The 14,998-nt window shown below is 57.4% G+C and carries 14 protein-coding genes; 11 read left to right on the forward strand and 3 right to left on the reverse strand.

Translation table 11 applies throughout. The features are described from left to right. Nucleotides 1–2: 2 nt before the first annotated feature. On the forward strand, nt 3–347 hold the full coding sequence (locus tag M989_RS16250) for a gamma-glutamylcyclotransferase family protein (protein WP_064546942.1): 345 nt from the start codon (nt 3–5) through the stop codon (nt 345–347). A gap of 153 nt (nt 348–500) precedes the next feature. Here M989_RS16250 and ppa read toward each other — a convergent pair whose 3' ends face one another. Next, on the reverse strand, nt 501–1,028 hold the full coding sequence (gene ppa / locus M989_RS16255; protein WP_064546944.1) for an inorganic diphosphatase: 528 nt from the start codon (nt 1,026–1,028) through the stop codon (nt 501–503). Nucleotides 1,029–1,430: 402 nt separating this feature from the next. Between ppa and ytfQ the strand changes: the two genes are divergently transcribed. From ytfQ to M989_RS16280, 5 genes are all read left to right on the forward strand, one after another. Continuing rightward, complete coding sequence (gene ytfQ, locus M989_RS16260) at nt 1,431–2,387, forward strand: galactofuranose ABC transporter, galactofuranose-binding protein YtfQ (protein ID WP_064546945.1); 957 nt, start codon at nt 1,431–1,433, stop codon at nt 2,385–2,387. A gap of 252 nt (nt 2,388–2,639) precedes the next feature. After that, nucleotides 2,640–4,142, forward strand: coding sequence for a galactofuranose ABC transporter, ATP-binding protein YtfR (ytfR, locus tag M989_RS16265; protein WP_064546947.1), 1,503 nt, complete (start codon nt 2,640–2,642; stop codon nt 4,140–4,142). A gap of 10 nt (nt 4,143–4,152) precedes the next feature. Continuing rightward, entirely contained in the window at nt 4,153–5,178 is a 1,026-nt protein-coding gene (gene ytfT, locus M989_RS16270) for a galactofuranose ABC transporter, ATP-binding protein YtfT (RefSeq protein WP_157093562.1), read from the forward strand. Beyond that, complete coding sequence (gene yjfF / locus M989_RS16275; protein ID WP_064546951.1) at nt 5,165–6,166, forward strand: galactofuranose ABC transporter, permease protein YjfF; 1,002 nt, start codon at nt 5,165–5,167, stop codon at nt 6,164–6,166. The genes ytfT and yjfF overlap by 14 nt, the downstream gene beginning before the upstream one ends. An 86-nt stretch (nt 6,167–6,252) precedes the next feature. Then, on the forward strand, nt 6,253–7,815 hold the full coding sequence (locus M989_RS16280; protein ID WP_064547044.1) for a methyl-accepting chemotaxis protein: 1,563 nt from the start codon (nt 6,253–6,255) through the stop codon (nt 7,813–7,815). A gap of 123 nt (nt 7,816–7,938) precedes the next feature. Here M989_RS16280 and fbp read toward each other — a convergent pair whose 3' ends face one another. Further along, nucleotides 7,939–8,937 (reverse strand): class 1 fructose-bisphosphatase, encoded by a 999-nt coding sequence (fbp, locus tag M989_RS16285; RefSeq protein WP_064546953.1) that lies wholly within the window; start codon nt 8,935–8,937, stop codon nt 7,939–7,941. 176 nt (nt 8,938–9,113) lie between these two features. Here fbp and mpl point away from each other — a divergent pair, with 176 nt between their 5' ends. Further along, complete coding sequence (mpl, locus tag M989_RS16290) at nt 9,114–10,481, forward strand: UDP-N-acetylmuramate:L-alanyl-gamma-D-glutamyl-meso-diaminopimelate ligase (protein WP_064546955.1); 1,368 nt, start codon at nt 9,114–9,116, stop codon at nt 10,479–10,481. Nucleotides 10,482–10,654: 173 nt separating this feature from the next. Then, nucleotides 10,655–11,176 (forward strand): GNAT family N-acetyltransferase, encoded by a 522-nt coding sequence (locus M989_RS16295; RefSeq protein ID WP_064546957.1) that lies wholly within the window; start codon nt 10,655–10,657, stop codon nt 11,174–11,176. Nucleotides 11,177–11,319: 143 nt separating this feature from the next. On the opposite strand, the gene yjgA is transcribed toward M989_RS16295, so the two are convergent. Continuing rightward, nucleotides 11,320–11,871: a ribosome biogenesis factor YjgA gene (yjgA, locus tag M989_RS16300; protein WP_064546960.1), complete on the reverse strand. Its 552-nt coding sequence runs from the start codon at nt 11,869–11,871 to the stop codon at nt 11,320–11,322. Between the two features lie 106 nt (nt 11,872–11,977). Between yjgA and pmbA the strand changes: the two genes are divergently transcribed. The 3 genes from pmbA (at nt 11,978) to M989_RS16315 (ending at nt 14,988) form a co-directional block, all read left to right on the forward strand. Further along, nucleotides 11,978–13,318: a metalloprotease PmbA gene (pmbA, locus tag M989_RS16305; protein WP_064546962.1), complete on the forward strand. Its 1,341-nt coding sequence runs from the start codon at nt 11,978–11,980 to the stop codon at nt 13,316–13,318. A 60-nt stretch (nt 13,319–13,378) separates the two neighbouring features. Beyond that, a complete protein-coding gene (gene cybC / locus M989_RS16310) occupies nt 13,379–13,765 on the forward strand; it encodes a cytochrome b562 (protein ID WP_064546963.1) in 387 nt (128 codons plus the stop codon). An 80-nt stretch (nt 13,766–13,845) separates the two neighbouring features. Continuing rightward, nucleotides 13,846–14,988: a lactonase family protein gene (locus tag M989_RS16315; protein WP_064546965.1), complete on the forward strand. Its 1,143-nt coding sequence runs from the start codon at nt 13,846–13,848 to the stop codon at nt 14,986–14,988. Nucleotides 14,989–14,998: the final 10 nt, after the last annotated feature.

Raw genomic sequence — 14,998 nt, forward strand, 5'->3', positions numbered from 1 at the left:
CAATGCGAATATTTGTTTACGGCAGTTTACGGCGCAAACAGGGCAACAGCCACTGGATGACCAACGCTCAGTGGCTGGGCGATCACAGCGTGACCGATTATCAACTGTACAGCCTGGGCCACTATCCAGGCGCGGTGCCCGGTGATGGCACGGTACACGGTGAAGTTTATCGGATTGATGCTTCGACGCTAGCCGAGCTGGATGCGCTGCGTACCAAAGCGGGCGAATATGCACGTCACCTCATTCAGACGCCGTATGGTAGCGCCTGGATGTACGTTTATCAGCGCCCGGTCGATGGGCTGAAGCTGATAGAAAGCGGCAACTGGTTGGATAAAGACCAGTATTGAATACGACAACGCCACCCTCGGGTGGCGTTGTTTTTTTATCTGCACCTGGCGTTGTAGGCCTGATAAGCGCAGCGCCATCAGGCAGCCAAGAGCTGAGGCCTACAAACAAAAACACCGCCCGAAGGCGGTGTTTTTAACGCTCGAAAAGAAATCTTATTTCTTCGCGCGCTCGAAGGAAGCAACGATTTCAGCTTTAGCCGCTTCTGCGTTGTCCCAACCGTCAACTTTAACCCATTTGCCTGCTTCGAGGTCTTTGTAGTGCTCGAAGAAGTGGGTGATCTGCGCTTTCAGCAGGTCCGGCAGGTCGTTCACATCTTTGATGTGATCGTATTCTTTGCTCAGCTTGGTGTGCGGTACCGCAACCAGTTTGGCATCTTCACCGGATTCGTCGGTCATTTTCAGAACGCCAACCGGACGGCAACGGATCACAGAACCCGGCTGCAGCGGGTACGGGGTTGGGACCAGCACGTCAACCGGGTCACCGTCCAGAGACAGGGTGTGGTTGATGTAACCGTAGTTGCACGGATAGAACATCGCGGTGGACATGAAACGGTCAACGAACAGCGCGCCGCTCTCTTTGTCGACTTCGTATTTGATAGGATCTGCGTTAGCCGGGATTTCGATGACTACGTAGATATCTTCCGGCAGATCTTTACCCGCAGGGACGTTGAGTAAGCTCATGTCTGTTTCCTTTAGAATGTGTGGCAAATTAGTGCCCGGTATTATAGCCAACTCACCGCGAAAGTCTTGGCCTGTTTTACATCTCCCCCCGCGAAACACGGTCTTTTTAGTGCCTTCTTATGGCAGGAAAATCCATAAAGTTAGCCGCATACTGAATAAAATCGTGGAACCGTTTACATTGCGCCAGGAAATGGTCTGACACGGGTTAAAATTTCCACAAAATCGATAGCCTTCAACGGGTGCGCGACGCCTACTCCCTCCTGAACTTGCTCTGTTAATGGTGATTAACAAATAATTTACTTTTTTGAAGTGTGATGTAACTCATTCCGTTACATCTCTCATTGTCTATAGTTTTTCCGCAGATGAATATTTGACCAACAATAACCCTACGAGGATACCTCTATGTGGAAGCGCTTACTTCTTGTCACAGCAGTTTCCGCAGCCATGTCGTCTATGGTCATGGCTGCCCCTTTAACGGTGGGATTTTCACAAGTTGGCTCTGAATCGGGCTGGCGCGCGGCTGAAACCAACGTCGCGAAGCAGGAAGCGGAAAAACGCGGTATCACTCTGAAGATTGCGGACGGGCAGCAAAAACAGGAAAACCAGATTAAAGCGGTGCGTTCGTTTATCGCTCAGGGTGTTGATGCCATCTTTATCGCGCCGGTCGTGGCGACCGGCTGGGAGCCTGTGCTGAAGGAAGCCAAAGAGGCCAACATCCCGGTGTTCCTGCTCGACCGATCTATCGATGTGAAAGATAAATCGCTGTACATGACTACCGTGACCGCCAACAACGTGCTGGAAGGCCAACTGATTGGCGAGTGGCTGATTAAAACCGTCGACGGCAAGCCGTGTAACGTCGTCGAGTTGCAGGGCACCGTCGGCGCGAGCGTGGCGATAGACCGTAAGAAAGGTTTCGCCGATGCCATTTCGAAAGCGTCAAATATCAAAATTATCCGTTCCCAGTCCGGCGACTTTACCCGCAGCAAGGGGAAAGAGGTGATGGAAAGCTTCATCAAGGCGGAAAACAACGGCAAGAATATTTGCATGGTTTACGCCCATAACGACGACATGGTGATCGGTGCCATTCAGGCGATTAAAGAGGCCGGGTTGAAGCCGGGTAAAGATATCCTCACCGGCTCAATTGACGGTGTACCGGATATCTACAAAGCGATGATTGCCGGTGAAGCGAACGCCAGCGTCGAGCTGACGCCGAACATGGCCGGCCCGGCGTTTGATGCGCTGGAGAAATTCAAGAAAGACGGCACCCTGCCGGAAAAAGTGACGCTCACCAAGTCTACGCTGTACCTGCCGGATACGGCGAAAGAAGAGTTAGAGAAGAAGAAAAATATGGGCTACTAAGAGATAGCCCTGGCTGATGGCGCTTCACATATCGGACCTTTGTAACGGTAGGCCTGATAAGCGAAGCGCCATCAGGCAGTTCGGCGCACGATGCCGGATGGCGGCTTTGCCTTATCCGGCCTACAGGACTGGTACCCCCACCCTAATCCTCTCCCTGAACGGGCGATGGGCCGAGCGGTACGGGTAGCAAGTTGGGTACAATCTGTTCCCTCTCCCCCTCGGGGAGAGGGTTAGGGTGAGGGGGAGCGCACTATGACCACTGAAACCAACCCGGAAATCCTCCGCACCGAGGGGCTCTGCCAGTATTTTCCCGGCGTGAAAGCGCTGGATAACGTTAATTTCAGCCTGCGGCGCGGTGAAATTATGGCGCTGCTCGGCGAAAACGGCGCGGGTAAATCCACGCTGATTAAAGCGTTGACCGGCGTTTACCACGCCAACAGCGGCAGCATCTGGCTGGAAGGACAGCAAATTCATCCGAAAAATACCGCGCATGCTCAGCAGCTGGGCATTGGCACGGTATATCAGGAAGTGAACCTGCTGCCGAATATGTCGGTGGCGGATAACCTGTTTATTGGCCGTGAACCGAAACGTTTTGGTTTCCTGCGACGTAAAGAGATGGAAAAACGCGCCACCGCGCTGATGGCTTCCTACGGTTTTTCCCTCGACGTGCGCGAGCCGTTAAACCGCTTTTCGGTAGCGATGCAGCAGATCGTCGCCATCTGTCGGGCGATCGATCTCTCCGCCAAAGTGCTGATCCTCGATGAACCGACCGCCAGCCTCGACACCAAAGAGGTGGAGATGCTCTTCACCCTGATGCGCCAGCTGCGCGATCGCGGCGTCAGCCTGATCTTTGTCACCCACTTCCTCGATCAGGTGTATGCGGTCAGCGACAGGATCACCGTACTGCGCAACGGCACCTTTGTGGGCTGTCGGGAAACCCGCGAGCTGCCGCAGATTGAGCTGGTAAAAATGATGCTGGGCCGCGAGCTGGAACACCAGGCGCTCCAGCGGGCGGGGCGCACGTTGCTGAGTGATAAACCGGTGGCCTCCTTTGAAGGCTATGGCAAAAAGGGCACCATCGCGCCGTTCGATCTGCACGTGCGCCCCGGCGAGATCGTCGGTCTGGCCGGGCTGCTCGGATCTGGACGCACCGAAACCGCCGAAGTGATCTTCGGTATTCATCCCGCCGACAGTGGGCAAGCGACGATCAAGGGTAAACCGCAGACCCTGCGATCGCCGCATCAGGCCTCCTGTCTGGGGATCGGCTTTTGCCCTGAGGATCGTAAAACGGACGGCATTATTGCCGCCGCCTCGGTACGTGAAAATATTATCCTCGCGTTGCAGGCACAGCGCGGCTGGCTGCGGCCAATTCCGCGCAAAGAACAAAACGAGATTGCCGAACGCTTCATCCGCCAGTTGGGGATCCGCACCCCCAGCGCCGAGCAGCCGGTGGAGTTTCTCTCCGGCGGCAACCAGCAGAAGGTGCTGCTCTCGCGCTGGCTGCTGACGCGCCCGCAGTTCCTGATCCTCGACGAACCGACCCGCGGGATCGACGTGGGCGCGCACGCGGAGATCATTCGCCTGATCGAAACGCTCTGCGCGGACGGCCTGGCGCTGCTGGTGATCTCGTCTGAACTGGAAGAGCTGGTGGGCTACGCCGATCGGGTGATCATCATGCGCGATCGCCAACAGGTGGCGGAGATCCCGCTTGCTGAGCTCTCTGTTCCCGCCATTATGAACGCGATTGCGGCCTAAGGAGTTAACCGTGATGCCCCGAACTGTTCCCCAAACCGGTAAGCCCGAGCGCCGCTTTCGCTGGCCGCCGGGAATGCCGCAAATTGCGGCATTAATCCTGGTGCTGCTGGTCGATAGCCTGGTGGCGCCGCACTTTTTCCAGATAACCTTGCAGGATGGCCGTCTGTTCGGCAGCCCGATTGATATCCTCAACCGCGCGGCGCCGGTGGCGCTGCTGGCGATCGGCATGACGCTGGTGATCGCCACCGGCGGTATCGATCTTTCCGTTGGCGCGGTGATGGCGATTGCCGGAGCCACCGCCGCCGCGATGACCGTGGCCGGGCATAGCCTGCCGGTGGTCCTGCTGGCGGCGATCGGATCCGGCGTGCTGGCCGGGCTGTGGAACGGCATTCTGGTTGCGATCCTCAAAATTCAGCCCTTCGTCGCCACGCTGATTCTGATGGTCGCGGGGCGCGGCGTGGCACAACTCATTACCTCCGGGCAGATCGTCACCTTCGACTCGCCGTCGCTGGCGTGGATCGGCAGCGGTAAGTTTCTCTTGTTCCCGACGCCGGTCATTATTGCGCTGGTGACGTTGGTTATCTTTTGGCTGCTGGCGCGTAAAACCGCGCTCGGTATGTTTATTGAAGCGGTGGGGATCAACATTCGTGCGGCGAAAAACGCCGGGGTGAATACGCGTATCGTGGTGATGCTGGCCTACGTGCTGAGCGGCGTGTGCGCGGCGATCGCCGGCACGATCGTGGCGGCGGATATTCGCGGGGCCGATGCCAACAACGCCGGGCTATGGCTGGAGCTGGACGCGATTCTGGCGGTGGTCATTGGCGGCGGCTCGCTGATGGGCGGGCGCTTTAACCTGCTGCTTTCAGTGGTGGGCGCATTGATTATCCAGGGGATGAACACCGGTATTCTACTCTCCGGCTTTCCGCCGGAGCTAAACCAGGTGGTCAAAGCGGTGGTGGTGATGTGCGTGCTGATCGTCCAGTCACCGCGCTTTATTCAGATACTGAAGAGGATGCGTGGCCATGATCAAACGTAATTTGCCGTTAATGATCACCCTCGGGGTGTTTATCGTGGGCTATCTCTACTGTCTGACCCAGTTTCCCGGTTTCGCCTCGACGCGGGTGATTTGCAATATTCTGACCGACAACGCCTTCCTCGGGATTGTTGCCGTGGGCGTGACCTTTGTGATCCTTTCCGGTGGTATCGATCTTTCCGTCGGTTCAGTGATCGCCTTCACCGGGGTATTCCTCGCCAAGGCTATCGGCTTCTGGGGATTATCGCCGTTGGTGGCCTTTCCGCTGGTGCTGGCGATGGGCTGCGCCTTCGGCGCGTTTATGGGCTGGTTGATTGACGCGCTGAAGATCCCGGCATTTATTATTACGCTCGCCGGGATGTTCTTCCTGCGCGGCGTGAGCTACCTGGTGTCTGAAGAGTCGATTCCTATCGATCATCCGGTATACGACACCCTCTCCGGGCTGGCGTGGACCCTTCCCGGCGGCGGCCGTCTGAGCGCGATGGGGCTGTTGATGCTGCTGGTCGTGGTGTTGGGGATTTTCCTTGCCCACCGTACGCGCTTTGGCAATCAGGTCTATGCTATCGGCGGTAATGCCACCTCGGCCAACCTGATGGGTATCCCGACGCGTAGCACCATCGTGCGCATTTATATGCTGTCGACGGGGCTGGCGACGCTGGCGGGCATTGTGTTCTCCATTTATACCCAGGCTGGCTATGCGCTGGCAGGCGTTGGCGTAGAGCTGGATGCCATCGCCTCGGTGGTGATCGGCGGTACGCTGCTGAGCGGCGGCGTCGGTACGGTGCTGGGCACGCTGTTTGGCGTGGGGATTCAGGGGCTGATTCAGACCTACATCAACTTTGACGGCACGTTGAGCTCGTGGTGGACCAAAATCGCTATCGGCATTCTGCTGTTTATTTTTATTGCTCTGCAGCGGGCGCTGACGGTGCTGTGGGAGAACCGGCAGAGTGCGGCTGTCACCCGCGTCGACGTCCCGGTAACAAAGAACTAACATACTGAAACGCTAAAGTTTTTCCGGTAGCAGCCGATACCTGTCATTTACGCCAAACAGTACCCCTGCTACCGGACAAAACTATGATGCTAAAAACGCTCTCTATCCGTACCGGCCTGCTGTCCCTGCTCGCCGTGATGACTCTGCTGCTGATTCTGGTCAGCGGTATCGGCATTTATGCTCTCACCCAAAGTTCTGCTTCCCTCCAGCGAATCGACCACCTGCAAAGCGAGCAAATGACGCAGCTGAATGAGGGTTATACGCTGCTGCTGCGTGCACGTAATGAAGCCGGACAGGCGGTCCGCTTGATGGAAATCGGCATGCTGGACGACGCGGCGAAGGCCGTCAAAACCCTTAACGGGGAAGTGACGCAGGGGCAAAAAATTATCGCCAGCGTCAGCCAGTCATCAGTTGACGATGCTGATGGCGCAAAACGGATGGCGGATGTCGCGAAAAGCTATGAGGCCTATAACACTCAGGCGATCAAACCGATGCTGGCGGCGCTCGAGCAGCAGAACGTCGACGGTTATTACGATCTGCTGGAAAAAACAATGATCCCGGTGGCCCGCCAGTTTGATAACGCCGTTCACGCCTTCCAGGATTGGGGGGAGTCGCGCGGGCAGATTGAAGTGGCGGCAGTACACAGTACCAAAAATCGCGTATTGGCACTGATGGTGTTGGCCATTGCGCTGACCGCAGGGGTGATAGCGCTGGCCTGGCTGCAGTTGCAACATCTGCTGTTAAAGCCGCTGGCATCGGCGATTGGCCAGCTTGAGCAGGTAGCGTCCGGGGATTTAACGCCTTCGCCGCTGAAAACCAGCAGCGCCGAAATTAAGCGTCTGAACGTGGCGATTGCCGGGATGCGCGAGTCGATGATGAACTCGGTTATGCGGGTGCGCGACGCCAGCTCACAGATTGATATCGGCAGCCGCGAGCTGACGGCGGGCAATAACCACCTGGCGCAGCGTACGGAGTCGACGGCGACTTCGCTCGAGCAAACCGCTGCCAGCATGGAACAGCTGACCGCCACCGTGAAGCAGAACGCCGACAACGCCGAGCAGGCGCACAAGCTGGCGCGCGACGTGTCGGATACTGCCGATCGTGGCAGCGAGATGGTGTGCTATGTCATTGAGAAAATGCAGGATATTTCAGGAAGTGCCAAACGTATCGCCGATATTCTCAGCGTGATTGACGGTATTGCCTTCCAGACCAATATTCTGGCGCTCAACGCCTCGGTGGAAGCGGCCCGTGCGGGTGAACAGGGGCGCGGATTTGCGGTCGTGGCGGGTGAGGTGCGTAATCTCGCCAGCCGCAGCGCCGATGCGGCGAAAGAAATTCGCCAGCTGATTGCCGACTCGCAAACCCACGTCAATGAAGGCAGCGACCTGGCGCAGCAGGCGGGGGAAACCATGGATGAGATCGCCAGCGAAGTGATGCGGATGACCAAGCTGATGCGGGAAATTGCCAGCGCGTCGCAGGAACAGAGCCGCGGCATTGAGCAGGTGAATATTGCGGTGAGTCAGATGGATGAAACCGCACAGCAGAACGCGGCACTGGTACAGCAGTCTTCGGCGGCAACCCGTTCGCTGGAAGAGCAGTCGCAGGCGCTGGTGGCAGCGATGGCGTCGTTCCGGCTGCAGGTGGCGTAACCGGGACACCGATTTTGTAGGCCGGATAGGCGTGTACGCCGCCATCCGGCAATATCACCGCATCGTGCCGGATGGCGCTTCGCTTATCCGGCCTACCACGTAACGTAGGCCGGGATACTGCGATTACGCGTCCGGGAACTCACGAATAAAGCGCTCGACATCCTCGACCATATGGTCGTTGCCGACGAAGAATGAACGGCGCTGGTGCAGGCTTTCCGGCACGATATCCAGAATACGCTCTTTCCCATCGCTGGCCTTGCCGCCGGCCTGTTCCGCGAGGAACGCCATCGGGTTGCACTCATACAGCAGACGCAGCTTCCCTTCCGGGTGGCTGGCGGTGCTTGGGTACAGGTAGATGCCGCCTTTCAGCAGATTACGGTGGAAATCGGCCACCAGAGAACCGATGTAGCGTGAGGTGTACGGGCGCTGCGTGGACTTATCTTCTTCCTGGCAGAACTTGATGTACTTTTTCACGCCGTTCGGGAATTTGATGTAGTTACCTTCGTTGATCGAGTAAGTGCTGCCGCGCTGTGGGAAGCGCATGCGCTCCTGACACAGGCAGAATACGCCCAGCGACGGGTCGTAGGTAAAGGCATGTACGCCGCAGCCGGTGGTGTACACCAGCATGGTCGAGGAACCATATACCACATAACCGGCGGCCACCTGACGGTTGCCCGGTTGCAGGAAGTCTTCTTCGGTAACCGGCGTGCCGACTGGCGTTACGCGGCGGTAAATCGAGAAAATGGTGCCGACAGAGACGTTAACGTCGATGTTAGATGAACCATCCAGCGGGTCCATCAGGACCACGTATTTCGCGTGTTCGCAGCCGTCGAAGACGACGATTTCATCTTCCTCTTCGGAGGCGATACCGGCGACGATGTCACGTGCACGCAGCGCAGCTTTCAGTTTCTCGTTCGCGAACAGATCGAGCTTTTGTTGTACTTCTCCCTGTACGTTTTCAGCGCCGCTGGCACCCAGGATATCGACCAGACCGGCCTTATTGATATCGCGGTGGATGATCTTAGCACCTAACTTTATTGCCGACAGCAAAGCAGTGAGTTCACCGGTTGCGTGTGAGAACTCGTGCTGTTTCTCGACAATAAATTCACCTAACGTTTTCATAACACTTTCCCTGACAGTGGATGTTGAGTAAAACGGCTGCAACAATACTAACAAAGAATAAAAAAAATACGCACAGGTGAATCGCGCCAGCAAACTACGGAATATCCTGAAATGCATTTCTCTGCCGGCAAACATATGGGTAAAATGCGGGGCAGATAAAAAAAGGATAGTGACGTATGCGCATTCATATTTTGGGTATTTGTGGCACTTTCATGGGCGGTCTGGCAATGCTGGCTCGTTCGCTGGGTCACGAAGTCACGGGTTCGGATGCCAATGTGTATCCCCCGATGAGCACGCTGCTTGAAAAGCAAGGCATTGATTTAATTCAGGGCTATGACGCCAGCCAGCTTGAACCGCAGCCGGACCTGGTCATCATCGGCAACGCCATGACGCGCGGTAACCCGTGCGTGGAAGCGGTGCTGGAGAAGAACATTCCGTATATGTCCGGCCCGCAGTGGCTGCACGATTTCGTGCTGCGCGACCGCTGGGTTGTGGCGGTTGCCGGTACCCACGGTAAAACCACTACCGCCGGTATGGTGACCTGGATCCTTGAAGAGTGCGGCTACAAGCCGGGCTTCGTCATTGGCGGCGTACCGGGTAACTTCGAGGTTTCCGCACGTTTGGGCGACAGCCCGTTCTTCGTGATCGAAGCCGATGAATACGACTGCGCCTTCTTTGATAAGCGTTCCAAATTCGTGCATTACTGCCCGCGCACCCTGATCCTCAACAACCTTGAGTTCGATCACGCGGATATCTTTGACGATCTGAAAGCTATCCAGAAACAGTTCCACCACCTGGTGCGCATCGTGCCGGGACAGGGCCGTATCATCCTGCCGGAAAACGACGCGAACCTGAAACAGGTGATGGCGATGGGCTGCTGGAGCGAGCAGGAGCTGGTGGGCGAGCAGGGCCACTGGCAGGCGAAAAAGCTGAACACCGACGCCTCCGAGTGGGAAGTGCTGCTCGACGGTGAAAAGGTCGGAGAAGTGAAGTGGGGCCTGGTCGGCGAACACAACATGCATAACGGCCTGATGGCGATTGCCGCCGCGCGTCATGTCGGCGTGACGCCGGCCGATGCCGCCAACGCGCTGGGCAGCTTTATCAACGCCCGTCGCCGCCTGGAGCTGCGCGGTGAAGCCAACGGCGTTTGCGTTTACGACGACTTCGCGCACCACCCAACGGCTATCCTCGCGACGCTGCAAGCGCTGCGCGGCAAAGTCGGCGGTACGGCGAAAATCATCGCCGTGCTGGAACCGCGTTCGAACACCATGAAAATGGGCGTCTGCAAAGACGACCTGGCGCCGTCTCTGGGCCGCGCGGATGAAGTGTTCCTGCTGCAGCCTCAGCACATTCCGTGGCAGGTTGCGGAAGTGGCGGAAGCCTGCGTGCAGCCAGCCCACTGGAGCGCCGACGTTGACGCGCTGGCGGATATGATCGTGAAAAGCGCCGAGCCGGGCGACCATATTCTGGTGATGAGCAACGGTGGGTTTGGCGGCATTCATCAGAAGCTGCTGGAAAGGCTGGAAAAGAAGGCTCAGCACTAAACGGCTGAGCTGGGCCCCCTCACCCTAACCCTCTCCCCATGTACGGTTGTACGGTCCGGGGAGAGGGGACCGATCGAGCAGCTAGCACGATTGGTTTTCTCCCTCGCCCCTTTGGGGAGAGGGCCGGGGTGAGGGGCCCTGCTCAACACAACACTCTCCCTCGGTACCCAAACATGCTTACCGCCAAAAAAATCACTACCACCGATTCTCCCTTATTCCCGCCGCTCGATGCCCTCTATACCCACGCCTTTCCGTGGCACGAACAGTGCGAACTCCCCGCCAAACAGCGCGCGCTCAATGACCCACACTATGCGCTGGAAGCGTGGTTCGACGGTGAGTTATTCATCGGGATGAGCGGCACGTGGGCATTTGACGGCTATATCTACATCGAACATCTGGCCGTCGAGGGCAGCCTGCGCTCGCAGGGATACGGTAAGCGCCTGCTGGGGCAAATTCTCGAGCGCGCGTCGAAAACGATTCTGGAAATCGACCCGCTGACCACCGAGATTGCCCACAAGCGTCTGCGTTTTTATGAAGGCATGGGGTTCTTCGCTAACCCGTGGCCGCACGCGCACCCGACCTATCACGCTGGTATCACCGATCACGAATTAATTGTGCTGAGCTATCCGCAGGCGATTGATGAGGCGCAGTACCAGCGTTTCAACCATGATTTGTGCCGGATTGTGATGGCGTAACGCGTTATCATTGCCGGATGGCGGCATAAACGCCTTATCCGGCCTACAATTGGCACCGAATGTAGGCCTGATAAGCGAAGCGCCATCAGGCGGTCACACGCAGATAAAAAAATACCCTCACGAAGAGGGCATTTTACGGAAGCTTATTCCTGGTTTTCAGACAGCTCGCGCAGGTACTGGAAGATCTGGCGGGAAGATTTCGGCGGCTTGTTGCCGGCTTTTTCTTTCCTGGCGTTACGCACCAGCGAACGCAGCTGTTGGCGATCGGCGGCGGGCCACAGATTCATCACTTCTTCGATGGCTTCATCGCTACCGTCGACCATACGGTCACGCAGTTGCTCCAGCTTATGGAACACAACGACCTGCTGGTTGTGACGGTTTTTCAGCTTATCCAGCGCCTGGCGGTAAGGTTCAACGTCGCGCTGACGCAGCATTTTACCAATCAGCTGCAGCTGGCGGCGGCGGCCTTCCATCTTAATGCGCTGCGCCAGTTCAATGGCGGCGCGCAGGTCGGCGTCCAGCGGGATTTTATCCAGCGCGTTCTTACCGAGCTCAACCAGTTCTACCCCAAGCTTTTTCAGCTCTTCGGCATCACGTTTAATTTCACTCTTGCTGACCCAGATAATTTCATCATCTTCGTCCTCGATATCATCACCGGGGACTTCGTCGAGCCAGTCTTCGGGCTGCTTTGTCATTTCAGGCTCCTTAAAAAAGAGGCTAATACTAACAGCTTGAGCGCATACTGAGAAAGGGTTCTCTGTTAGACTTCATTTAACTTTACCTCAGATTATGGCTTAGACGATGAAAGTGATCACACAAGTTGCGGAACAACGTATTGCGCTGGAAAAAGCGGTCTCCACGGCACTCGAGCTGGCAGCCGCTCAATCGGACGGCGCGGAAGTCGCGGTCAGTAAGACCACCGGTATCAGCGTCAGCACGCGCTACGGTGAAGTTGAAAACGTCGAATTCAACAGCGATGGCGCGCTGGGCATCACCGTTTATCACCAGAATCGTAAAGGCAGCGCTTCCTCCACTGACCTGAGCCCGGACGCCATCGCCCGTACCGTACAGGCGGCGCTGGATATTGCCCGCTACACCTCGCCGGACCCGTGTGCGGGCGTGGCGGACAAAGATCTGCTGGCCTTTGACGCGCCGGATCTTGACCTGTTCCACCCGGCGGAAGTCTCCCCGGATGAAGCGATTGAACTGGCGGCCCGCGCGGAGCAGGCTTCCCTGAAAGCCGACAAACGCATCACCAACACCGAAGGCGGCAGCTTCAACAGCCACTACGGCATTAAAGTCTTTGGCAACAGCCACGGTATGTTGCAGAGCTACAGCTCAACCCGTCATTCCCTTTCCAGCTGCGTGATTGCCGAAGCGAACGGCGATATGGAGCGTGATTACGCCTACACCATCGGCCGCGCGCTGGGCGACCTGAAGTCTCCGGAATGGGTCGGCGAAGAGTGCGCACGCCGTACTCTGTCTCGTCTGGAGCCGCGCAAACTCTCTACCATGCAGGCACCGGTGATTTTTGCCAATGAAGTGGCAACCGGGCTGTTCGGTCACCTGGTCGGCGCGATTGCCGGTGGCTCGGTGTACCGTAAATCGACCTTCCTGCTGGACTCGCTGGGTAAGCAAATTCTGCCGGAATGGCTGACCATTGAGGAGCATCCGCATCTGCTGAAAGGGCTGGCTTCGACGCCGTTCGACAGCGAAGGCGTGCGTACCGAGCGTCGTGACATTATCAAAGACGGTATCCTGACCCAGTGGCTGCTGACCAACTACTCCGCGCGCAAGCTGGGCCTGAAGAGCACCGGTCACGCGGGCGGCATCCACAACTGGCGCATCAAGGGCCGCGGCCTGAGTTTTGAAAAGTTGCTTAAAGAGATGGGCACGGGTCTTGTCGTCACCGAATTGATGGGGCAGGGTGTTAGCGGCATTACCGGCGACTACTCGCGCGGTGCCTCAGGTTTCTGGGTGGAGAACGGTGAAATTCAGTATCCGGTGAGCGAAATCACCATCGCGGGCAACCTGAAAGACATGTGGCGCAATATTGTCACCATCGCCGACGATATTGAGACACGGAGTAATATCCAATGTGGTTCGGTACTGTTGCCGGAGATGAAAATCGCCGGGCAGTAATCACGTGTTGGGCGCATCCTGCTGCGCCCGTTCGCTTAAATAATAAAAAGGAAGTGAGCAATGCGTAAAAAACTGGTAGCGATGCTGGCGGTCTCCGCGCTGGCACTGGGTTCGGCGTCAGCGTTTGCCGACCTGGGCGAAGATATGGACACCCTGGCGGAAAATCTGCAGGTGGTGCAGAAAACCTCCGATGCGGGTGAGCTGAAAGCGGCGCTGACGAAGATGCGCACCGCAGCAGAAGACGCCAAAAAAGAGACCCCGCCGAAGCTGGAAGGCAAAGCGGCGGACAGCGCGGAAATGAAAGACTATCGTCACGGTATGGATACGCTGATTGGTCAGATTGACGGTGCGCTGAAGCTGGCGAACGAGGGCAAAGTGAAAGAGGCCCAGGCCGCCGCGGAAGATTTCAAAACCACCCGCAACGAGAACCACAAGAAGTTCCGCTAACGCCTTTTCCGGAAGGTGTCGCCCGATGCCTTCCGCTCTCTTCTACGTCGCCCGTTGTTATCGACCATCAAGGAACCACCATGCCGTCTCATCTGCTTGTCGCCTCTTTTTCCCTGCTCGCCACCAGCGCCGTTGCACAAACGCAGTACGCCTGGGTCGGTACCTATGCGCCAAATGGCGAAGGGCTATACCGCTTTAGCGTTGATGCTGAAAGCGGCGAGCTGCGCGATAAAACGCTGGTCAGCTCGCGACCCGATCTCGCTCAGCTCACCGTGGCGCGCGACGGCAAAACGCTGTATGCCGCCAGCGAAGTGGAGCAGGGTGTAGTGCAGGCGTGGCGGATTGACGCGCAGGGAGAATTGACCAGCCTCAACCAGGTGGCTTCCGGCGGTGCGGGCCCGGTCTATCTGGCGTTGACGGCGGATGGCCGCTACCTGCTGGTAGCGAACTACACCAGCGGCTCCATTGCGGTATTGCCGGTGAACGAAGACGGTAGCCTGAGTGAGGCGGTTGATGTTCACCAGGACAGCGGCCCGACCGGCGCCTCGCGACCGGAGGCAGCAGTAGAAGGGAGTTTCGCCATCAGCGGCCACAGCAGTCCGCATGCGCATATGGTCCGCGCGGATCGGAGCGGACGCTTTGTCTACGCTACCGATCTCGGGCTGGACCGGATCTATCAGTACAGGATGGATCCGGCGAGCGGCAAGCTCACGCCGAACGATCCGCCGTATATTGCGGCGTCGTCGGCGGGCGCGGGGCCGCGCCATTTTGTTTTCACGCCTACGGGGGATGGGCTGTGGTTGGTGAATGAAGAGTCTTCAACGCTGACCTATTACCACCTTGATACCGACAGCGGGCTGCTGCGCGAAGGCCAGACGGTTTCGGTGCTGCCGGAAACCTACAAGGGGACGAGCTTTGCGTCGGGGCTGGTACTCAGCCAGGACGGCAAGCAACTGTACGTTGCCAACCGCTTACGCAACAGTATTGCCCACTTTACGGTGCAGGCCGACGGCAGTCTGAAATGGCAGGACGATATCTGGACGCGGGGAGATTACCCGCGCACGCTCACCCTTGATAGCCAGGGCCGCTGGCTGTACGTGATGAACCAGCGTAGCGACAATATTACTCGCTTCCGCGTCGATCCGCGCAGCGGTGCGCTGACCTTTGAGCCGGACTACACGCCGGTCGGCAGCCCGTCACAGATGGTGATGTCGGTACGTTAAATCAGATCTG

The sequence above is a fragment of the Kluyvera georgiana ATCC 51603 genome (assembly GCF_001654985.1).
In the GTDB taxonomy this organism is placed as follows: domain Bacteria; phylum Pseudomonadota; class Gammaproteobacteria; order Enterobacterales; family Enterobacteriaceae; genus Kluyvera; species Kluyvera georgiana.

What these genes read in the sequence shown, in the direction of transcription:
- yjgA (WP_064546960.1), bottom strand. Translation starts at nt 11,871, where the DNA reads ATGACAAAGCAGCCCGAAGACTGGCTCGACGAAGTCCCCGGTGATGAT.
- M989_RS16295 (WP_064546957.1), top strand. Translation starts at nt 10,655, where the DNA reads ATGCTTACCGCCAAAAAAATCACTACCACCGATTCTCCCTTATTCCCG.
- M989_RS16315 (WP_064546965.1), top strand. Translation starts at nt 13,846, where the DNA reads ATGCCGTCTCATCTGCTTGTCGCCTCTTTTTCCCTGCTCGCCACCAGC.
- pmbA (WP_064546962.1), top strand. Translation starts at nt 11,978, where the DNA reads ATGAAAGTGATCACACAAGTTGCGGAACAACGTATTGCGCTGGAAAAA.
- mpl (WP_064546955.1), top strand. Translation starts at nt 9,114, where the DNA reads ATGCGCATTCATATTTTGGGTATTTGTGGCACTTTCATGGGCGGTCTG.
- M989_RS16250 (WP_064546942.1), top strand. Translation starts at nt 3, where the DNA reads ATGCGAATATTTGTTTACGGCAGTTTACGGCGCAAACAGGGCAACAGC.
- fbp (WP_064546953.1), bottom strand. Translation starts at nt 8,937, where the DNA reads ATGAAAACGTTAGGTGAATTTATTGTCGAGAAACAGCACGAGTTCTCA.
- M989_RS16280 (WP_064547044.1), top strand. Translation starts at nt 6,253, where the DNA reads ATGCTAAAAACGCTCTCTATCCGTACCGGCCTGCTGTCCCTGCTCGCC.
- ytfR (WP_064546947.1), top strand. Translation starts at nt 2,640, where the DNA reads ATGACCACTGAAACCAACCCGGAAATCCTCCGCACCGAGGGGCTCTGC.
- ppa (WP_064546944.1), bottom strand. Translation starts at nt 1,028, where the DNA reads ATGAGCTTACTCAACGTCCCTGCGGGTAAAGATCTGCCGGAAGATATC.
- cybC (WP_064546963.1), top strand. Translation starts at nt 13,379, where the DNA reads ATGCGTAAAAAACTGGTAGCGATGCTGGCGGTCTCCGCGCTGGCACTG.
- ytfQ (WP_064546945.1), top strand. Translation starts at nt 1,431, where the DNA reads ATGTGGAAGCGCTTACTTCTTGTCACAGCAGTTTCCGCAGCCATGTCG.
- yjfF (WP_064546951.1), top strand. Translation starts at nt 5,165, where the DNA reads ATGATCAAACGTAATTTGCCGTTAATGATCACCCTCGGGGTGTTTATC.